The 19,861-nt window shown below is 64.3% G+C and carries 21 protein-coding genes and 1 tRNA gene; 14 read left to right on the top strand and 8 right to left on the bottom strand.

The window, feature by feature from the left end:
* Window positions 1–11: 11 nt before the first annotated feature.
* The 3 genes from NL532_RS01765 to NL532_RS01755 form a co-directional block, all read right to left on the bottom strand.
* Window positions 12–401, bottom strand: a complete 390-nt coding sequence (locus NL532_RS01765) for a hypothetical protein (protein ID WP_023829347.1) — start codon at window positions 399–401, stop codon at window positions 12–14.
* Between the two features lie 102 nt (window positions 402–503).
* A tRNA-Ala gene (locus tag NL532_RS01760) sits at window positions 504–579 on the bottom strand.
* A 173-nt stretch (window positions 580–752) separates the two neighbouring features.
* Complete coding sequence (locus tag NL532_RS01755) at window positions 753–1,145, bottom strand: TIGR02300 family protein (protein ID WP_023671313.1); 393 nt, start codon at window positions 1,143–1,145, stop codon at window positions 753–755.
* Between the two features lie 206 nt (window positions 1,146–1,351).
* Between NL532_RS01755 and aroA the strand changes: the two genes are divergently transcribed.
* The 4 genes from aroA (at window position 1,352) to NL532_RS01735 (ending at window position 6,579) form a co-directional block, all read left to right on the top strand.
* Window positions 1,352–2,710, top strand: coding sequence for a 3-phosphoshikimate 1-carboxyvinyltransferase (aroA, locus tag NL532_RS01750; RefSeq protein ID WP_023829348.1), 1,359 nt, complete (start codon window positions 1,352–1,354; stop codon window positions 2,708–2,710).
* Between the two features lie 258 nt (window positions 2,711–2,968).
* Entirely contained in the window at window positions 2,969–3,613 is a 645-nt protein-coding gene (gene cmk / locus NL532_RS01745) for a (d)CMP kinase (protein WP_023826651.1), read from the top strand.
* Between the two features lie 204 nt (window positions 3,614–3,817).
* Complete coding sequence (gene rpsA, locus NL532_RS01740) at window positions 3,818–5,515, top strand: 30S ribosomal protein S1 (protein WP_023671316.1); 1,698 nt, start codon at window positions 3,818–3,820, stop codon at window positions 5,513–5,515.
* Window positions 5,516–5,757: 242 nt separating this feature from the next.
* Window positions 5,758–6,579: an MOSC domain-containing protein gene (locus NL532_RS01735; RefSeq protein WP_023829349.1), complete on the top strand. Its 822-nt coding sequence runs from the start codon at window positions 5,758–5,760 to the stop codon at window positions 6,577–6,579.
* Between the two features lie 136 nt (window positions 6,580–6,715).
* Here the strand turns inward: NL532_RS01735 and NL532_RS01730 are convergent, their stop codons facing one another.
* The 4 genes from NL532_RS01730 to NL532_RS01715 form a co-directional block, all read right to left on the bottom strand.
* Window positions 6,716–7,423: an SDR family NAD(P)-dependent oxidoreductase gene (locus NL532_RS01730; protein ID WP_023829350.1), complete on the bottom strand. Its 708-nt coding sequence runs from the start codon at window positions 7,421–7,423 to the stop codon at window positions 6,716–6,718.
* A 187-nt stretch (window positions 7,424–7,610) separates the two neighbouring features.
* Complete coding sequence (locus NL532_RS01725) at window positions 7,611–9,191, bottom strand: 5-guanidino-2-oxopentanoate decarboxylase (RefSeq protein WP_023829351.1); 1,581 nt, start codon at window positions 9,189–9,191, stop codon at window positions 7,611–7,613.
* Window positions 9,188–9,856, bottom strand: a complete 669-nt coding sequence (locus NL532_RS01720) for a TetR family transcriptional regulator C-terminal domain-containing protein (protein ID WP_023725953.1) — start codon at window positions 9,854–9,856, stop codon at window positions 9,188–9,190. The genes NL532_RS01725 and NL532_RS01720 overlap by 4 nt, the downstream gene beginning before the upstream one ends.
* Window positions 9,826–10,698 (bottom strand): dimethylarginine dimethylaminohydrolase family protein, encoded by an 873-nt coding sequence (locus NL532_RS01715; protein ID WP_023829352.1) that lies wholly within the window; start codon window positions 10,696–10,698, stop codon window positions 9,826–9,828. The genes NL532_RS01720 and NL532_RS01715 overlap by 31 nt, the downstream gene beginning before the upstream one ends.
* Here NL532_RS01715 and NL532_RS01710 point away from each other — a divergent pair.
* From NL532_RS01710 to NL532_RS01670, 9 genes are all read left to right on the top strand, one after another.
* Window positions 10,625–10,780 (top strand): hypothetical protein, encoded by a 156-nt coding sequence (locus NL532_RS01710; RefSeq protein WP_196813870.1) that lies wholly within the window; start codon window positions 10,625–10,627, stop codon window positions 10,778–10,780. The two genes, NL532_RS01715 and NL532_RS01710, sit on opposite strands and share 74 nt — an antisense overlap.
* Window positions 10,781–10,924: 144 nt before the next feature.
* Window positions 10,925–11,740, top strand: a complete 816-nt coding sequence (locus NL532_RS01705; protein WP_023671322.1) for an ABC transporter ATP-binding protein — start codon at window positions 10,925–10,927, stop codon at window positions 11,738–11,740.
* A gap of 54 nt (window positions 11,741–11,794) precedes the next feature.
* A complete protein-coding gene (locus NL532_RS01700; protein ID WP_023829353.1) occupies window positions 11,795–12,595 on the top strand; it encodes a transporter substrate-binding domain-containing protein in 801 nt (266 codons plus the stop codon).
* Between the two features lie 139 nt (window positions 12,596–12,734).
* On the top strand, window positions 12,735–13,448 hold the full coding sequence (locus NL532_RS01695; RefSeq protein ID WP_196813869.1) for an ABC transporter permease: 714 nt from the start codon (window positions 12,735–12,737) through the stop codon (window positions 13,446–13,448).
* Window positions 13,448–14,257, top strand: a complete 810-nt coding sequence (locus NL532_RS01690) for an ABC transporter permease (RefSeq protein ID WP_023689221.1) — start codon at window positions 13,448–13,450, stop codon at window positions 14,255–14,257. The genes NL532_RS01695 and NL532_RS01690 overlap by 1 nt, the downstream gene beginning before the upstream one ends.
* Window positions 14,258–14,371: 114 nt before the next feature.
* Window positions 14,372–15,373 (top strand): Ldh family oxidoreductase, encoded by a 1,002-nt coding sequence (locus tag NL532_RS01685; protein WP_023829354.1) that lies wholly within the window; start codon window positions 14,372–14,374, stop codon window positions 15,371–15,373.
* 238 nt (window positions 15,374–15,611) lie between these two features.
* On the top strand, window positions 15,612–15,893 hold the full coding sequence (locus tag NL532_RS01680; RefSeq protein ID WP_023671327.1) for a hypothetical protein: 282 nt from the start codon (window positions 15,612–15,614) through the stop codon (window positions 15,891–15,893).
* Between the two features lie 195 nt (window positions 15,894–16,088).
* Window positions 16,089–16,541 carry a DoxX family protein gene (locus NL532_RS01675; RefSeq protein ID WP_023829355.1) on the top strand — a complete coding sequence of 151 codons (453 nt, stop codon included), beginning with the start codon at window positions 16,089–16,091 and terminating at the stop codon, window positions 16,539–16,541.
* Window positions 16,542–16,645: 104 nt separating this feature from the next.
* Window positions 16,646–17,626: a complex I NDUFA9 subunit family protein gene (locus tag NL532_RS01670; RefSeq protein ID WP_023693143.1), complete on the top strand. Its 981-nt coding sequence runs from the start codon at window positions 16,646–16,648 to the stop codon at window positions 17,624–17,626.
* A gap of 15 nt (window positions 17,627–17,641) precedes the next feature.
* Here the strand turns inward: NL532_RS01670 and NL532_RS01665 are convergent, their stop codons facing one another.
* Window positions 17,642–19,012: a cytochrome P450 gene (locus tag NL532_RS01665; protein WP_023829356.1), complete on the bottom strand. Its 1,371-nt coding sequence runs from the start codon at window positions 19,010–19,012 to the stop codon at window positions 17,642–17,644.
* A 217-nt stretch (window positions 19,013–19,229) separates the two neighbouring features.
* Here NL532_RS01665 and NL532_RS01660 point away from each other — a divergent pair, with 217 nt between their 5' ends.
* Window positions 19,230–19,799, top strand: coding sequence for an NADPH-dependent FMN reductase (locus NL532_RS01660; protein ID WP_023829357.1), 570 nt, complete (start codon window positions 19,230–19,232; stop codon window positions 19,797–19,799).
* Window positions 19,800–19,861 lie beyond the last annotated feature (62 nt).

Genomic DNA, 19,861 nt, shown 5'->3' with positions numbered 1-19,861 from the left:
AGCTCTCGCGATTATTGCTTGGTGAACGTGCCCGTATAGGTTCGGTCGGCAAGCCCATAGGTGACGGCCAGCGTTCCGTCCGCCTGAATGACCGCGCTGACGTCCGCGCCATTGGGAAGGCGCCGCAGTTTCAACGTGTTGCCGAAAATCTTGCCTTCGCCGTCGGCCACGCCCGGTTTGTTGTCGGCGACATCGCCCCAGGCATAGGTGGCGGTGACATTGCCGCCGCGCGTAATCGTCAGCACGGCGAGCTTGCCGTCATACATCCCGTCCAGCTGTCCGCCCCATATGCCGGAAAACGCGACATATTTGGCCGGGACGCCTTCGCCGGGCGGCATAACCCGCACGGATGGATCGAGGACCGCCGCACCATCAGGAGCAGAGATCGCGGCAGGGTCCATGGGCTGAGGTGCGGGCGCTGGCGGCGGCGATGATGGTTCAGGCGCCGACTGGCAGGCGACAAGCATGAATGCCGCGAAACCGAGCGTCGGAAAGAGACTGTTTGGTGGAGCCAATCGGGATCGAACCGACGACCTCTTGAATGCCATTCAAGCGCTCTCCCAACTGAGCTATGGCCCCACTCCGGCAGTCAGCCGTCGCCGTTGCCGGCGAGAGGTCCGGCGCGGGTTTCAGGACCGCGCCGTTTAGTGCAGGCGGCTTCTAACCCCGCCTTCCCTGAAGATCAAGCCTTCGAGGCCCGCTTTTTCATCATAGCCCGTGAACGCCGCTAAATGCATGCGTTCGAAGCGTTCCTAGACTTCGTCGTCGTCGTCGCCGACGCCGATCATGTCGGCGACGTCGTCGTCTTCTTCCTCTTCGTCGGCAAGGAAAGTATCGTCCTCATCGTCGCCTAGATCGACATCGTCCTCGTCGTCGCCCAGGTCGGGAAGCTCGTCGCCGGCCTTGACGTCTTCGTCGGCCTCTTCAAGCGAGACGACTTCAACGCCTTCTTCTTCCTCGGCGTCCACTTCCTTCTCGGCCACTTCCTCTTCCTCTTCGAGGGCGGCGATCTTGCCGTCCTCGAAATAGGAACGCGGATACGTCTTGCCCGTATAGGGCGAGACGACAGGGTCCTTGTTCAGGTCGTAGAATTTTCGGCCCGTTTCAGGGTCGACACGCTTTGTGCCAAGTTCGTTTTTTGCCACGTCAAGCCTCGTCAGTAAAAGAGTGGTCCCCTTAACCACAGTTTACCGCGCTGTCAAAGCGAAAAGCCGGCGTCACAAAACCAAGCACTGAAAGGCCTCGCGCCAAGCGACGACCATGGGGATGACCATTCGTGCCCGCCGTGATACGAGACCGCCGCAACAAATGAAAAGCGCCGGTGCGCCGGCATTCCGTCCAGGGAAATTCCATGTCTCACGCCGCCGCTGCCAAGCCGGCCACCGCCCGCAAATCATCCGCCCTTTCCGGCACCGCTCGCGTGCCGGGCGACAAGTCGATTTCGCACCGTTCCATGATGTTCGGCGGCCTTGCCTCCGGCGAAACCCGCGTCACCGGCCTGCTCGAAGGCGAGGATGTGATGCGCACGGCGGCCGCCATGAAGGCGATGGGCGCGCATATCGAGAAGCGCGGCGCCGAGTGGGTGATCCGCGGCACCGGCAATGGCGCGCTGCTGCAGCCGGAAGGCCCGCTCGATTTCGGCAATGCCGGTACCGGCTCCCGCCTCACAATGGGCCTCGTCGGCACTTACGACATGGAAACGACCTTCATCGGCGACGCATCGCTGTCGGGACGGCCGATGGGCCGCGTGCTCGAACCCTTGCGCCAGATGGGCGTGCAGGTGCTGAAGGCGACGCCGGGCGACCGCATGCCGATCACGCTGCATGGGCCGAAACACGCCGCACCCATTACCTACCGCGTGCCGATGGCCTCGGCGCAGGTGAAGTCGGCCGTGCTGCTGGCAGGCCTCAACACGCCCGGCATCACCACCGTGATCGAACCGGTGATGACGCGCGATCATACCGAAAAGATGCTTAGGGGATTTGGCGCCAATCTCTCGGTCGAGACCGACGAGCGCGGCGTGCGCCACATCTTCATCGAGGGCCAGGGCAAATTGACGGGGCAGACCATCGCCGTGCCCGGCGACCCCTCCTCGGCCGGCTTCCCGCTGGTCGCGGCACTGATCGTGCCGGGTTCGGACATCGTCATCGAGAACGTGCTGATGAACCCCACCCGCACCGGCCTGCTTCTAACGTTGCAGGAAATGGGCGGCCAGATCGACATCTTGAACCCGCGCAATGCCGGCGGCGAGGATGTTGCCGATCTGCGCGTGCGCTACTCCGAGCTCAATGGCGTCACCGTGCCGCCCGAGCGGGCGCCGTCGATGATCGACGAATATCCGGTGCTGGCGGTTGCCGCGAGCTTCGCCGAGGGCGAGACGTTGATGCAGGGGCTGGAAGAGCTGCGGGTGAAGGAATCCGACCGACTGGCAGCGGTTGCCAATGGGCTGAAGCTCAACGGCGTCGACTGCACCGAAGGCGAAGCTTCGCTCGCGGTGCGCGGAAAGCCCGGCGGCAAGGGGCTGGGCGGCCATCCCAATGGCCAGGACACGACGGTGCAGACGCATCTCGACCATCGTATCGCCATGAGCTTCCTGGTGATGGGGCTGGCAACGGAAAAGCCGGTAACCATCGACGACGCCGCCATGATCGCGACGAGTTTCCCGGAGTTCATGGGTCTGATGACGGGGCTCGGTGCGGAGATCGGGTAGGTTGATGCCAAGCGCAAAGCAAGCAGAGATGTCGGCGGGACAGCGCCCCCCTCTGTCCTGCCGGACATCTCCCCCTCAAGGGGGGAGATCGGCCGTCACAGCGGCTTTCGCCAGTTTTCGAAATTGCAGGAAAGAGTGGGGCGCAGAAGCTTCTGATCTCCCCCCTGGAGGGGGAGATGTCCGGCAGGACAGAGGGGGGCGCGAAGGATCGCGGCGTCTGTCTTTTTCATCGAGCCTTTCGATCGTGTTGGCCCGCCAATGACCTTCACCATCGCCATCGACGGTCCCGCCGGCGCCGGCAAAGGCACGCTGGCCCGACGTCTGGCCGACCACTACCGCCTCAACCTGCTCGACACCGGCCTCACCTACCGCGCCGTCGCCTATGCGTTGATCCGGCACGCGCTGCCACTCGACAATGTCTCGGCAGCCGAAACCGCCGCACGCCAGGTCGATCTGGCAAAGCTCGACCGTGCGGTGCTGTCGGCGCATGCGGTTGGCGAGGCGGCCTCGAAGGTCGCGATTTACCCTACCGTCCGGCGCATCCTGGTCGAAAAGCAGCGCGATTTCGCCAGGACACCGCCAGGCGCGGTGCTCGACGGGCGCGACATCGGCACGGTCGTGTGCCCTGACGCCGACATAAAGCTCTATGTGACGGCGAGCGCCGAAGTGCGGGCGCAGCGCCGGCTGGCCGAGATCGAAAGCATCGGCGGCACCGCCGATTTCGCCGAAATCCTTGCCGATATTGTGCGCCGCGACGAGCGCGACATGGGCCGCGCCGACTCGCCGCTGAAGCCGGCGGCGGACGCGCACTTGCTTGATACCTCCGAAATGGCTATAGAGGCCGCGTTTCTAGCGGCCAATGCGATCATCGACGACGCCCTGGCCAAGAGAGACAAAGCCTGATCCAGGGTTTTCCCGCTCCACCGATTGCCGGAAGCGAAGAAAATACCCATATCGGGCACGAACCAGCCTGCCAGCATTCTTCATGCGCCGGAATTGCCGCTTAGGCGGCCCAGGGCTTTTGTAGCCCGGAACGCCGGCAGGCCAACGCAACGCTAACCCACGGCGCCCGTCCCGCTTCAGATGCGGGGCACTCCAGGAGAAAATATGTCAGCTGCAAATCCCACTCGCGACGATTTCGCGAGCCTGCTCGAAGAATCATTTACCACCGGTCACTCCGGCGAAGGTCAGGTCGTCAAGGGCACGATCCTGGCGATCGAAAAAGACATGGCCATCATCGATGTCGGCCTCAAGGTCGAAGGCCGCGTGCCGCTGAAGGAATTCGGCGTCAAGGGCAAGGACTCGACGCTCAAGGTCGGCGACACGGTCGAGGTCATGGTCGAGCGCATCGAAAACGCGCTGGGCGAAGCCGTCCTGTCGCGCGACAAAGCCCGCCGCGAAGAGAGCTGGGTCAAGCTCGAAGAGAAGTTCACCAAAGGTGAGCGCGTCGAAGGCGTCATCTTCAACCAGGTCAAGGGCGGCTTCACTGTCGACCTCGACGGCGCCGTGGCCTTTCTGCCGCGCAGCCAGGTCGATATCCGCCCGATCCGCGATGTCTCCCCGCTGATGCACAACCCGCAGCCCTTCGAGATCCTCAAGATGGATCGCCGCCGCGGCAACATCGTTGTGTCGCGCCGCACCGTGCTCGAGGAAAGCCGCGCCGAACAGCGTTCGGAAATCGTGCAGAACCTCGAAGAGGGCCAGGTTGTCGAAGGCGTCGTCAAGAACATCACCGATTACGGTGCGTTCGTCGACCTCGGCGGCATCGATGGCCTGCTGCATGTCACCGACATGGCGTGGCGCCGCGTCAACCATCCGACCGAAATCCTCAACATCGGTCAGACGGTCAAGGTGCAGATCATCCGCATCAACCAGGAAACCCACCGCATCTCGCTCGGCATGAAGCAGCTCGAGAGCGATCCGTGGTCCGAGATCGGCACCAAGTTCCCGATCGGCAAGAAGATCAAGGGTACCGTCACCAACATCACCGACTACGGCGCGTTCGTCGAGCTGGAGCCGGGCATCGAAGGCCTCATCCACGTTTCGGAAATGTCGTGGACCAAGAAGAACGTGCACCCCGGCAAGATCCTGTCGACGACGCAGGAAGTCGACGTTGTGGTGCTCGAGGTCGATCCGGCCAAGCGCCGCATCTCGCTCGGCCTCAAGCAGACGCTGGAAAACCCGTGGCAGGCTTTTGCCGCGAGCCATCCGGTCGGCAGCCAGGTCGAGGGCGAGGTCAAGAACAAGACCGAGTTCGGCCTGTTCATCGGCCTCGAAGGCGACGTGGACGGCATGGTGCACCTTTCCGACCTCGACTGGACCCGTCCGGGCGAGCAGGTCATCGAAGAGTACAATCGCGGCGACATGGTCAAGGCGCAGGTGCTCGACGTCGACATCGACAAGGAGCGCATCTCGCTCGGCATCAAGCAGCTGGCCAAGGACACGGTCGGCGAAGCCGCGACTTCAGGCGAACTGCGCAAGAACGCTGTCGTCACCTGCGAAGTCACCGGCATCAAGGATGGCGGTCTGGAAGTGCGGCTGGTCGACAGCGGCATCGAGACCTTCATCAAGCGCAACGACCTCAGCCGTGACCGTGACGAGCAGCGCCCCGAGCGCTTCTCGGTCGGCCAGAAGCTGGACGCCCGCGTCATCGCCTTCGACAAGAAGACCCGCAAGCTGCAGGTCTCGATCAAGGCGCTGGAAATCGCCGAAGAGAAGGAAGCCGTCGCACAGTACGGCTCTACCGACTCCGGCGCTTCGCTGGGCGACATCCTTGGCGCCGCGCTGAAGAAGCAGGGCAGCTAAGCCGCTTCGCGCGCAGCGCGCAAGCCGCTTCGCGCAAGCTAGGCCTCGGCTGCGCCTCGCGCGCAGCCTGAACAAGAAAACCCGCGGGCCGCAAGGCTCGCGGGTTTTTCATGCTCGGCTGCGCGATTGGCACAAGACTAAGACCGTGCAACCCCTTCAATTCCGCACGCGCGGTTGTAGGCTCGGCCGTCGTTGCAGACGTAAACACGGAAGGCCCTTCGGGCAACAGAGAAGCATGCGGGATGAAGGTCGCCGAACTCTATCGCTATCCGGTCAAGAGCCTGCGCGGCCATGCCGTGCCGAGCGCCGACATCGAGACAATGGGCATGGAAGGCGACCGCCGCTGGATGGTCGTCGACAAGGATGGGCAGTTCCTCACCATTCGCCAGATACCTGATATGACGACGATCGACGTCGAGCATCGCGAAACGGGCATCCTGTTGAAACATGACAGGCATGGCTCGCACTTCGTCGAGGCTCCGGCTCCCGGCACCGCGCTCCGGCAAGTCAAGATCTGGAAGGATATGGCTGCCGCGCGGCCGGGCGATCCGGCCGCCGGCGCCTATCTCTCGGCTATTCTTGGCCGGCCCGTCGATCTCGTCTATTTCGACGATCCGCAAAACCGGCCGGTCGATGCGGAATTCGGCCAGCCCGGCGATTTCGTCGGCTTTGCCGACGGTTTTCCGCTGCTGATCGCCACGACAGGCTCGCTGAACCATCTGAACAGCCATCTTGCCAGGCCCATCGAGATGGCGCGGTTCCGGCCAAACATCGTCCTCGACGCAGAAGGCGCATGGCCTGAAGACAGCTGGAAGACGATCCGCATCGGCACGGTGGAGTTGCGGATCGCGAAGCCCTGCTCGCGATGTGTCATCACCACCCGCGATCCGTTGAGCGGCGAGCAGCCGGACCCGCGCGAGCCGTTGCAGACGCTTGGCAAAATCCACCGCTCCGCCAAGGGCGGCATCATCTTCGGCCAGAATGCGATTCCCAACAACGCCGGCACGATCGCCATCGGCGACGCAGTCGAGGTCGTGGAGGCAGGCGTCTCGAACCTGACGTAGTCGCAGGTCTTCTAATGCCGTGGAGGCGTCGGCGGTCGCCATGATTGAATGGCCAACCTCCGCTGTAGATCAGGCGAGGTCGGCAAAGGCCGCCATCGGGAAGCCAAACCAAATGAGTCGCCTGCGCGGCGGAACTTCAGGCGCGGCCGTAAAGTGGCGCCAGCGTGCCGTTCATTGCCAGATTGGCGGGTGATGCCAGATAGGCGATTGCCTCGGCGGCGGCTTCGAGGCTGACCCATTTGCCGAAATCGGCGTCCGGCATATCGGCGCGGTTGGCCGGCGTATCGAGCGTCGAAGGCGCAACCGCATTGACCAGGATACCCTTGCCTTTCAGCTCTTCGGCCATCGCCACGGTCATCGCTGCCACCGCCGCTTTGCTGGCGCTATAGGCGACCATGCCGGCACCCCGGCGCGGGTCGAGCCCGGCGCGTGCCGTGACATTGACGATGCGGCCCGCTGTGTTCGAGCCCAGCATGGAGCGCACCGCAGCGCGGCAGCACAGAAAGGCGGTGCGGGCGTTGGTGTCCATCATTTCGGCAAAGGATGCGGATTCGATCTTCTCGACCGGGGCTGCGGCAAAGCCGCCGGCCAGATGGATGGAGGCCCACAATTCGGGGACGCTGTCATAGAAGGCATCGACCTTGGCAGGATCGGCGAGATCGACATTGTGCGCCAGCCGGACGCGATCATGGGCCGCGAAGGGGAAATGCGAGGGGGCCGACGCGTGGGCATTCGGCACATGGCAGATCGCGCCGTCCCCCAGCAATTTGCCGACGACCGCGGCACCCAGCGCCCCGGTGCCACCGGTCACCACGATATGCTTGCCCTGAACTGTTTCCGTCATCCTGGACGCTCCTGTCGTTTCTTATGATTATGTCGCTTGTCGTGCCGCGCCGACGCAGAGCGTCGCGCCTTTTGCACGATCACTCAACCGACATCTCGACATGGCAGTTGTTGCGTCTTTGCATCGCTCGAAGTCGCCGACCGCCCCCTTCTGACCCGCGCATTGACGCAAAGCGCGCGGTCAAGCGTCAGTCGATGGTGATTTCGACGACGTGAGGCATGCCCGTTGCGCGTGCGCGCTTGAGCGCATCGGCGAGACCGGCAGTACCGGCAAGCCGCTCGGCTGATATACCATAGGCCTCGGCCAGCTTGCAGAAATCCGGCGGCGCCGGGGACACGCCGACCGGCTCGACGCCGACATCGAGCATCGACGTTTCGATCTCGCGATAGCCTCTGTTGTTCCAGACGACGAAGATGACCGGTGCGGGTGCATCGAGCGCCGCGCCCAGCTCCGGCAAGGTGAACTGAAAGCCGCCGTCGCCGGTGAGGCAAACCACCGGCACGCCGGGCATGGCGAGCGCTGCGCCGATCGCCGCCGGCGGCCCGTAGCCGAGCGCGCCGAAACCGGTGGCGGCGTTGAACCAGCCGCCTGGCCGGTCATGGTCGTAATAGAGATTGGCGGCGTAGATCGGCTGCGTGGAATCGCCGACGATGATGGCGCCCGGCAGTGCGTCGCGGATGGTTTCCACCGCACGCACCTGCGCGGCATAGGCCGGGCTGAGCTCGGCAAAGGCCGCCTTTCTCGACGCGGCTGCGCGGCTCTCGCCGTCCTTCGCTGCGGCATGATCAGGGTGGAGCGCGCCTAGCAGTGCACCAAGCGCCTCCGCGCAATCGGCCTGGATGCCGACGCTCACCGGCCGGCGGGCGAGCTGGTCGGCGCCGATATCGATGCGGATCAGATTGGCGGGCAGCACGAAGCCGCCGTCGCTGTAACCGTCATAGTCGGTCGGGCCGAATTCGGTGCCGGCAGCGATGACCAGATCGGCGTCTGCCATCAGCGCACGCACCGCCTTCAGGCTGGGGCTGGCCGGCACGCAAAGCGGATGCGCGTGCAGCAGACCGCGCGCATTGGCGGTCTGGACGACAGGTGCGCCGAGCCGCTCGGCCAGGCGCTGCAGTGGCTGTTCGGCGCGCTTGGCGCCGCCACCGGCAAGGATCAGCGGCCGGCGCGCGGCTGCGATCAGTCTGGCGGCCTCGGCAATGGCCGAGCCATCCGGCGCCGGCGCCGCCGCATTGGTGAGCGAAGCAGCGATGCCGTCGGCCGGTTTGACCATGACGTCGGTCGGGATCTCGATATGGACGGGGCCTGGCCGCGACGACGAAAACAGCGCAAAGGCCCGCGCCAGAGCGCCCGGCAATTCGCTGGCCTCGGTGACACGCTGCGAAAACAGCGCCACCTTCTCCATCATGCCGCGCTGGTCCGGCAGTTCGTGCAGGAAGCCCAGCCCCTTGCCCAGCGTCGGCATCGCGTTGACGCCCGAAATCACCAGCATCGGCACCGAATCGGCGCGCGCCTGGCCCATTGCGGTGATGGTGTTGGTCAGCCCCGGTCCGGTGATGACAAAGGCAACGCCCGGCCGGCCGCTGGCACGGGCATAGCCGTCGGCCATGAAGCCGGCGCCCTGTTCGTGACGCGGCGTGACATGGCGTATCTTTGAACGCGCCAGCCCGCGGTAAAGCTCGACAGTGTGGACGCCAGGAATGCCGAAAACGGTGTCGACGCCATGCGCTTCGAGCAGCGTGATCAGCGCTTCGCCGATGGTGGTCATGGCTTCTCTCCCTTTTGCGGCGCGAGGCCGAGCTCGGCCTCTATGGCTTTGACGCCGATCGCCGCCAATTCGCCAGGCGAGAACATCTCTGCGGCCAGACAGCCTTCGATCCAGAGCCCGTCGATGATCGCGTTGATGGCAATGGCATGGCGGCGCAGCTCATTTGCGTTTGGCCTGCGCTGCTCGGCGCCGAGCACTTCGGCAACGACTGCTTCCACCTCGTTGCGAAAGCCAAGATAGCCTTCGCGGTGGGCGCGAGCCAGGCTCGGATCCGCGCCGGCGCGGCCGATGAAGGTTGCCCACAGCGAAAACACGCGTGCATCGATGATCGGGGCGTTGAGGTTGGCGGTAACGAAGGCCGCAAGGCGCTGGCGCGGCGCGGCGTCTTCCATGAGCAATGCTGCCTTCGCCTGCTCGGTCATACGGCCCATCAGCGCCGCGTACGCTTCCTGCAGCAAGTCTTCCTTGCCGGGGAAATAGTGCCGGATCAGCCCCGCGGTGACGCCGGCGCGCAGTGCGATGGTGCGCAGGCTGGCGCCCTCCAGCCCATGTTCGGCCACGCTGTCCAGGGTCGCGTCGATCAAATCCTGCCGCCGCCGCTCCTCGCCCTCGCGGCGGAACTTGCGGCGCTCATTCATTGCCGCAGGATGGGCCGCGTCAGGCATGTCGGCCCACCTTCGCAGGCGATGCAGAGGGCATCCGCCTCGAAGATTTGAACCGTGCAGCCGGCGGCTTCCATCGCGGCCCTGGTCTTGGGAAAGCCGGCGACGGCAATGACCTTATGCGGGCTGGTCGGCAGCACGTTCAGGCTGAGGCCGTTGGACGCGGCAAACTCTTCGGCGTCGCCTTCCACCAGCCGGATGCCGCGCGCCTTCAGCAACTGATAGAACGGCGCCGGCAAAAGCGGTGAATAGACCAGGGCCAGGTCGTCGGCCAGCGGGCTGATCACCGACATCAGATGCAGGCACGCCTCCTCGCCCTGCCACAGCGGCAGATCGAAGCCGTAGAGGGAGATGCCGAGCGGCGTCAGCAGGTTGGAAACCTGCTGTATGCCTTCCTGGTTGGAGCGCACCCCGCGCCCGATCACCAGCGTGCTGGCATCCAGCCATACGCAATCGCCGCCTTCGACCTGGCCGGGAGCCTCGACGCGGCCGAGGATAGGAATACCCAAGCGTGTGTAGGTTTCCTCATGCAGCGATGGCTCCCTGGCGCGCAGTGGCTTGCCCATGGACAGGATCAGCGCGCCGCGATCGGTCATCAGTGACGGATCGTGGGTGAATACGGAATCCGACAGCCCGTCGGCATTGTCATCGATCCATTCGATTTCGGCGCCGGACGCCGTCACCAGCTCAGCGAGAGCCGCGTGCTGCGCCGCCGCTTTCGCCGGGTCGAAACCCGGGCCATAGTGCCAGGTAGCCCGGTCGGCACCGCGCATGGCATTGGCCGCCGACCGCATCAGCACGCGCCGCAACGGCGCCGCCATGGACTGTGATCCGAAAGCGCTCATCGGTGCCCTTTTCAATGCCGTCTTCAAGGTGAAAAAAATAGAAAAAATTTCATCGGAGGCTATTTATACACTTGCACAATAAGGCCGCAAGTGCCGTAATGAGCGGGATTGACGGGCTCGCGCTGTTGGGTCCATGCTGAAGTCTGGAGTGGGCATTACAGCGTATGTTGATTAGCCGGATAGACGTTCGACGATCTGCCGTGGACCCTGTGGCAGAGGTTCCCCGGTGAGCGCGGCGGGAACCGCCGCAGTCCAATCCGGCAAGGCGCAGGACGGCGCCGCCGAGGCCATCCATGTCGAGAACCTGCACAAGAAATTCGGCCATCTGCATGTGCTGAAAGGCGTTTCGCTGTCGGCGCGCGACGGCGAGGTGATCGCCATTATCGGCGGCTCGGGTTCCGGCAAGTCGACGCTGCTGCGCTGCATCAACTGCCTGGAAAACCCGACCAGCGGCATCATCCGCGTCAATGGCGAGGAGATCAAACTCAAGGCCGACAGCCACGGCCACACTGTGCCCGCCGACCGCCGGCAGATCGAACGCATCCGCGCCAAGCTCGGCATGGTGTTTCAGAACTTCAACCTGTGGAGCCACATGACGCTGATCGAGAACGTCATCGAGGTTCCGGTGCATGTTCTGGGCGTCAGGCGCGACGTGGCGATCAGGGAAGCCGAAAAGCTTTTGGCGCGCGTCGGCCTCGCCGAAAAGCGCGACGTCTATCCGGCCTATCTCTCCGGCGGCCAGCAGCAGCGCGCGGCGATCGCCCGCGCCCTGGCCATCAACCCGCGCGTCATGCTGTTCGACGAGCCGACCTCGGCGCTCGACCCGGAGCTGGTCGGCGAGGTGCTGAAGGTGATCGGCGACCTGGCGCGCGAGGGTCGCACCATGGTGCTGGTCACGCATGAAATGAAGTTCGCCCGCGAGGTCGCGACCCATGTCGTCTACCTCTGCAACGGGCTGGTCGAGGAAGAGGGGCCGCCGGAGCAGATATTCGGCGCACCGAAATCCGAAAGGCTGAAGCAGTTCATCCGCAACATCGGCTAGGACAAGCCGGGACGGAAGAAAACCGGGAACCAACAACAAACTGGGAGTCGTGACATGAAGACTGTTCTGAAAACATTCGCCGCAGCGCTGCTGCTCGGCGTTGCCGCCATCGGCGTGGCCAAGGCCGATCCGGTCAAGATCGGTGTCGCCGCCGAGCCCTATCCGCCCTTCACCTCGCCGGACGCTTCCGGCAAATGGGTTGGCTGGGAAATCGAGTTCATCGACGCCGTCTGCGCCGAGGAGAAGCTCGACTGCGTCATCACGCCTGTCGCCTGGGACGGCATCATCCCGGCGCTGACGACCAAGAAGATCGACGTCATCGCCAGTTCGATGTCGATCACCGCCGAACGCGAGAAGACCATCGACTTCTCGGATAAGTACTACAACACGCCGACCGCCATCATCGGCCCGAAGGACCAGAAATTCGGCGCCACGCCCGACGATCTCAAGGGCAAAGTGCTCGGCGTGCAGGTGTCGACCACCCATTCGGCCTATGCCAAGAAGCATTTCGGGCCCACGACCGCCGAGATCAAGGAATACCAGACCCAGGACGAAGCCAACAACGATCTGGCCGCAGGCCGTCTGGACGCGGTGCAGGCCGATTCGATCGCGCTCGACGCATTCCTGAAGTCGGACCAGGGCAAGGCCTGCTGCGATCTGAAGGGCATGGTGGCTCCGGACGATGAAGTGCTCGGACCGGGCGTGGGCGCCGGCGTGCGCAAGGAAGACACCGACCTTAAGGCCAAGATCAACGCCGGCATCAAGGCGATCCGCTCGAACGGCAAATATGACGAGATATCGAAGAAATACTTCGATTTCGACATTTACGGTGGTGGCGGCGCGCAGTCGAACTGACGATCCTCGCATGAGCTAGGGGGCATGGCGTTAGCGCCATGCCTCCCTGCCCCCGCCGGCGCTGCCGTCGGCGGTGGTTGAAGCCAGCAATCCGGGGGCGACGCTGATCGACGCACTTCTTTCGGCCTCGGCGGCCGGCATCATAGAACTTCTCTCGCCCAATCCGCCGGGCTGGGGCGGCACGCTGTTGCTTGGGCTGCTCCATTCGATCGAGATCGCGCTCGGCGCCACGGTCCTCGGTCTTCTGATCGGCACCGGTGGCGCCTTTGGCAAGCTCTATGGCGGTCCTGTCGTGCGCGACCTGCTGGCGGTTTACACCACCATCGTGCGCGCCGTGCCCGAACTGGTGCTGATCCTGCTGCTCTATTATGCCGGAACAGACCTGATCAACCAGGCGCTGACCGCTATGGGCTACCAGCGCGTCGACATCAGCGGCCTTGCCGCGGGCATCGCCGTGCTCGGCTTTGTCCAGGGCGCCTATTCGACCGAAGTGATCCGCGGCGCCATCCTGGCCATACCGCAGGGCCAGATCGAAGCCGCCCGCGCCTATGGCATGTCACCCGGGCTCATGCTGCGGCGCATCACCTTGCCGGCAATGCTGCCCTTCGCCATACCCGGGCTCGCCAATCTGTGGCTGATCGCCACCAAGGATACGGCCCTTCTGGCGGTCGTCGGCTTTTACGAACTGGCGCTGGCGACGCGGCAGGCGGCGGGCGTCACCAAAGCCTATTTCACCTTCTTTTTCGCCGCGGGCGTGCTCTATCTCATCTTGTCGCTGGTCTCCAACCTGCTCATCGGCCGCCTCGAGGCCTGGTCGCGGCGCGGTATGCCGTCGCTCAAGGATGCGCGCTGATGGCCGGAGAAGCGACCATCATCAACGCTGCCGCGCGCACGTCGCTGTGGCTGCAGCCGCATCGCATCGTGCTGATCCTGGTCGCGATCGCGCTGGTTTTCGGCGCAGCCTTCTTCATGCGCTGGGATTGGCTGCCGCAATATTACGAAATGGGGCTTCTCGGCATCTGGCGGTCGCTGTGGATCCTGGCCGTCACCTGCTTTCTCGGCTTCCTGCTCGCCGTGCCGCTCGGGCTGGCGCAGGCCGCCGGCCCGTTCTGGCTTTCCGCTCCAGCCAGGACATTCTGCACCGTCATCAGGGGCACGCCGCTGCTGATCCAGCTGTGGCTGCTCTATTACGGACTGGGCTCGCTGTTTCCGCAATATCCGTGGATTCGCGAATCCTGGATGTGGCCGTATCTCAGGCAAGCCTGGCCCTATGGCGTGCTGGCGTTGACCTTGTCATTCGCCGGCTATGAGGGCGAAGTGATGCGCGGCGCCTTTGCCGGCGTGCCGAAGGGGCAGTTAGAGGCAGCCCGCGCCTTCGGCATGAGCCGCTGGAAGATTTTCCGCCGCATCTGGCTGCCGCAGGCCATCTACCGGGCGCTGCCGACGCTGACCGGCGAAACCGTGCTGCAGCTGAAGTCGACGCCGCTGGTGGCGACGATCAGCGTCATCGACATCTTCGCAGTCTCGTCCAAGGTCCGGCAGGACACCTACCTCACCTACGAACCCTTGCTGCTTTTGGCGCTGATCTACATGATCATCACCGGCATACTGGTGTTTGCATTCAGCAAGATCGAGGCGCGCATACCGAACAAGGTGGGCTAGGGAACAGTGAGCAGGCAGTAGTGAGTAGTCAGCATATGACCGGGAAACCGCTTGCTTTCGCTACTCCCTACTGACTACTCCCTACTCACTCTCACCACCAATCGGGTCCGCACCATGCAACTCTCTCTCGACCAGGCAACAGGGCTGTGCCGGATGGCGGCGCTCGGCGCCGGCGCCAATGAGGAGGCGGCGAGGTCGCTCACCGCCTCGATCATTGCCGCCGAGGCGGAAGGGCTTTCGACCGTCGGGCTGACCCATTTCATCGATTACCTCGAAGCGCTGGAAGCCGGCCGCATCGACGGCAATGCCGATCCCGTGATCACCAGGCCGGCGCTCGCCGTCTATCTCTCCGATGCGCGTGGCGGCCTCGCCCATACCGGCTTCGACCGCACCATCGACGACCTCGCCAAGGCGGCAAGGCTGTTCGGCGTCGCCATCTTCTCGCAGAAGAACGCTTATACCTGCGGCGCACTAGGCTATTTCACCGGGCGTCTGGCGCAATTGGGATTGGTCTCCTTCGCCGCCACCAACGGGCCGGCGGTGCTGGCAGGCTCGGGCTCGGTCAAGCCGGTCTATTGCACCAACCCGATGTCGTTTGCGGCACCCGCCGCTGATGGCGCGCCGCTGGTCATCGACCAGTCGTCGAGCGCCACCGCCTTCGTCAACATCCGCAAGGCGGCCGAGGACGGCAAGAAGATCCCCGAAGGCTGGGCGCTGGACGCCAGCGGCAACCCGACCACCGATCCGGCCGCGGCCATGAAGGGCGCCATGCTGGCCTTCGGCGGCCAGCGTGGCGCCAACATCGCGCTGATGGTCGAAGTGCTGGCGGCTGGCCTGTCGGGCGCCAACTGGTCGCTCGACGCGCCATGGTTCAGCGGCGGACCGGACAGCCCCGGAACGGGCCTGTTCGTGCTCGCCGTCGAACCCAAGCTGCTCGACCCGGATTTCGAACAGCGCATGAAGGATCAGCTCGACCGGCTGCGCCGGCGCTTTGGCGTGCACGTGCCGGGCCGGGCGCGGGCCGAAGCGGCCGAGAAGGCGCAGGCGCGCGGCATCAATGTCCCCAAGGCGGTGGTGCAACGCATTTCCGAATTCGCCGAGCGCTATTCGGGCTGAAGAATCCTTCTTTATCAAACAATTTAAACTGACCTTCCGGTTGGCGACGGGCAGGCGCGCATTTGCGCCGCCTGCTGAACCTTCTTGCGTCTTGCGGCGACCCATCCTTGTCCAGGGCAAGGTGAGCTTGCCCGAACCAGACCGGAGGGAAACACCCAACCAAATCGAAAGCCTGCTTCACGCGAAGGGTGTGCCCTTTGCGCTCCGGAAACATCAACCGCAATCAAAGGAAATCATCATGACCAACACCAAGACCACCTTGCTGATAGCAGTCCTTCTGCTCGGTTCTTTCATGGGCGCCACCCAGGCGGCCTCCCTGAAGGCCGCGCCGGTCAAGCCATCTTCGGCCGGCGTCATCACGGCTCCGAGCGGCGGTGCAACCGAGGACCATTACTGCAAGAACGGCCACGCCAAATTTGCCAATTGCAGCGCCGACTTCATCGCGGCCTGCAAGCAGGTCGGCGGCACCATGTCGGATGTCCAGGGCTGGGGTGGGCGTACTTGCTTCACGCCCTCCTGATACCGTCTCAGGTCAGGCCGCTCCGTCGGCCCCTGGCTTCGTCCTGATGCTGCCCGGAAAACCCCGCTTCGGCGGGGTTTTCTGCGTTTCATCCCTCCGTGAGCAATAAACATGACGGTAAGTTAACTTTTGTTAACTTGACTTGATGGGACCATCGGGCGTTTGCGAGAGGTCATCACAACAACAGGAGCTACGATGTCCGCAACCACCGACGCCTCCCGCGGCAGACTGATCATTCCGGTGTTTGGCCGCCTGTACTCGTCGCTGCATGACGGCGCCGAAACCCTTCTGCGCGTCGTCGCCGGCGGGTTTCTCACCATTCACGGCTCGCAGAAGATCACCAACCCTTTCGGCGCCGCCGAGATGGTCGAAGGCCTCGGCTTCTATCCCGGCGCGTTCTGGTCGTTGCTTTTGTCCTGCACCGAATTCTTCGGCGGCATTCTGATCGCCATCGGCCTGTTGACTCGGCCCGCCGCCTTTGCCGGCATGATCGTGCTGCTGGTCACCGTCTGGTTCCACTGGATCACTGTCGGCCAGGGCTTTTCCGGCGCTGAAAAGTCGCTTCTATGGGCGGCGATCCTGCTGTTCTTCGTTATCCGCGGCGGCAACCGCCAGTCGGTCGACGCGCGCATCGGCAAGGCGTTCTGAAGGGTCTATAAGAGGGTGGCAGCGACGACGCGTCACCCTTTGCCTTTGGCCCAAAACGGACTATGAAACGGCTTCAGCCAAGCTTTCGAGCGCCGGAGCCAGCCATGACCGAAATCCTGCAGATCCCCAAGCTCGTGGTCGTCTTCGGCGGCTCCGGCTTCGTCGGCCGCCACATCGTGCGGGCGCTGGCCAAGCGCGGCTACCGCATCAGGGTGGCGGTGCGCCGGCCCGATCTGGCGGGACATCTGCAGCCGCTCGGCAATGTCGGCCAGATCCAGCCGGTGCAGGCCAATGTGCGCGTGCGCTGGTCGGTCGACCGCGCCGTGCAGGGCGCCGACCATGTCATCAATCTGGTCGCCATCCCGCATGAAAGCGGCCGGCAGAAATTCAACACCGTGCACGAATTCGGCGCCCGCGCCGTCGCCGAAGCCGCACGCTCGGTCGGCGCAGGGCTCACCCACATCTCGGCGCTGGGCGCCGACCTCAACGCCGAATCCGACTATGCCCGCACCAAGGCGCTCGGCGAAAAGGCCGTCCTGGAGACGATCCCGGACGCCGTCATCTTCCGTCCGTCGATCAATTTCGGACCCGAGGACAGTTTCTTCAACCGCTTCGCCGACATGGCGCGCTATTCGCCGGTGCTGCCGCTAATCGGCGGCGGCCAGACCAAGTTCCAGCCGGTCTATGTCGGCGATGTCGCCGAAGCAGTGGCGCGTTCGGTCGAGGGCAAGATCAAGGGCGGCCAGATCTATGAACTCGGCGGGCCGCAAGTGCTCACCTTCAAGCAGTGCATGGAAGAGCTGCTCACCGTCATCGAGCGCAAGCGGCTCCTGGTGCCGGTGCCGTGGTGGATGGCCAATCTGCAGGCCTCGATCCTCGGCCTGCTGCCCAACCCGTTGCTGACCAAGGACCAGGTGCTGCTGCTGCGCCAGCCCAATATTGTGTCGGAGGAGGCCAACAAGGCCAACCGGAACCTTGCCGGCCTCGACATCCAGCCGCAGTCTATCGGCACAATCCTGCCCAGCTATCTCTGGCGCTTCCGCGCCGCAGGCCAGTTCCAGCGCAAGCCTGCCGGGATCGCGTAACAAGGCGTTGCGCCGTTAAACGCGCCGCGTGACCTGCATCGGCAGGCCGCCTTGCGGCTGTGTCGTCAGTTTCTGCACCGGCCACGGCTTGGTCTCGGCCGTCACGTCGAAGCGGAAGCGCGACAGCATGACGGCCAGCGCAATGATCGCCTCCTGCATGGCGAAGCTGGCGCCGATGCAGATGCGCGGACCGGCGCCGAACGGCAGATACTGGAAGCGGTCGATCTTCTCGCGGTTTCCCGGATGGAAGCGTTCGGGCATGAAGGCGTCGGGCATGTCCCACAGTTTTCTGTGGCGGTGCACGACCCAGGGCATGACCAGTACGGCCGCGCGCTTGGGGAGCACCAGATCGTTCCAGGTCTCCGTCTCGATCGGCTCGCGGTTGATCGACGGCGCCGGCGGATAAAGCCGCAGCGCCTCCTCGAAGGCGGCGCGGGTGAACGGCATTGCGTCGAGCCATTTCGTTGGGTCGGGTTCGCGCGCCAGCACGGCCTCGATCTCGCGCTCGACCTTTTCACGCTCCCACGGCGCTTCGGCGAGGCAGTAGATCGTCCAGCCCAGTGCCCGCGCGGTGGTCTCGTGGCCGGCGCCGATGAAGGTGATGATGTTGTCCTCGACTTCCGCCCGCGTCAGCCCGTCGGGGCCTTCGGCGCCCAGCAGAAGCGTCAGGAAATCCTGCGGCGCGGTGTCGGGGTCGCGCTTCAGCCGCTCCTCGCGCATCTTGACCGTATCGGTGACGATCTTGCGGAAATAGGCCATGGTCTTGCGGCCGCGGATGCGGGTCAGCCGCGGCAGCCATTCGGGCGCGCGCAACAGGTCGAGCGGATCGACGCGGCCCATGGTCTCGAACAGGCGGTCGATCTCCTGCGCGAAACTGCCGGGCTCGCCCGCAATCTCGCCCGAAAACAGCGTCTCGGCCAGGATATCGTAGGTGAGCAGCGTCATGTCATGGGCGACATCGGTCATGCCGCCTTCGTCATAGCGGGCGACGAACTGCATCGTGCGGCGCAGCATCGGCTCGGCGAAGCCGAAGATATGCCGCGGCGTGAACACCGGCGCCATCGCCTTGCGCGAGCGCTTCCACACCTCGCCTTCGGCGGTCAACAGCCCGTCGCGCAAGATCGGTCGCAGGATCATCTGGCGCACCGTCGCCATCTTGTAGTTCTTGGCGTTGTCGATCAGCACGTGGCGGATAAGGCCGGGATCGTTGGCGACGATCAGATGCCCGCCGACGCCATTCGCCGAAATCCAGGGCTCGTTGTAGGTGTGCTCGCCCCACAGTTCGAGCGGATTGCGGTAGACGATCCGCATCATCTCCAGCGTCGAAGGCGGCGTCGTGCGCGGCCTGGGCGCCGGCGGCACGAAGGGGACGGGCTGCGTGTCCATGAGGTGCTCCGCTGATAGCTCAGATGTAGTGGCTGGCAATCCGGGCGTCCATGTGACCGAACGGCAAACTGAAACGCTGCAGCGCCCGGTGTGCCCGACAGACGGTGTGTTCATCGGATCGTGACCGCCGGTGAAACGGTTGCGGCTTGTCCGGTTGGACACTCTGCCATAGGTGACAGTTACCAACAGCTACTGCCAATCGCCCAGGAGAGTCCGCTTGAAGCACAAGCTGAACATCATAATCGGCAGCACGCGGCCGGGCCGCGCCGGGCCGGTCTTCGCCCACTGGCTGGAGGATTTTGCCCGCGAGCACGGCAAATTCGAACCGGTGCTGACCGACATTGACACGTTCCATCTGCCGGTTTTGGACGAGCCGCATCACCCCAGGCTCGGCAATTACCAGAACGACCACACCAAAGCCTGGTCGAAGGTCATTGATGCCGCCGACGCCTTCGTGTTCGTGGCGCCGGAGTACAATTATTTCGTGGCGCCTGCGATCGTCAACGCCATCGACTACCTTGCGCGCGAATGGAAATACAAGCCAGCCGCCATCTTCAGCTATGGCGGCGTTTCCGGAGGCCTGCGCGCCGCGCAGGCGCTGAAGCCGCTGCTGACCGCGGTGGGCGTCATGCCCATCTCGGAAGGCGTCGCGCTGCCGATGTATCAGAAACTGCTGGAGAGCGACGGCTCCTTCCAGGCCAGCGAGCAGGTACAGGGCGGCACCAAGACCATGCTGGACGAGCTCTCGCGCTGGAGCGAGGCGCTGAAGCCGATGCGGGCTGCGTAACGCAGCCGGCCCCGGCTTGCTCATGCCATAAAGAGGTGGAATGGTCGGCAGGTGACTGAGCC

The organism is Mesorhizobium sp. C120A (genome assembly GCF_030323105.1).
Taxonomy (GTDB): Bacteria; Pseudomonadota; Alphaproteobacteria; order Rhizobiales; family Rhizobiaceae; genus Mesorhizobium.
The sequence above is the reverse complement of the archived record's forward strand: the minus strand, read 5'-3'. Positions and strand labels throughout refer to the sequence as shown.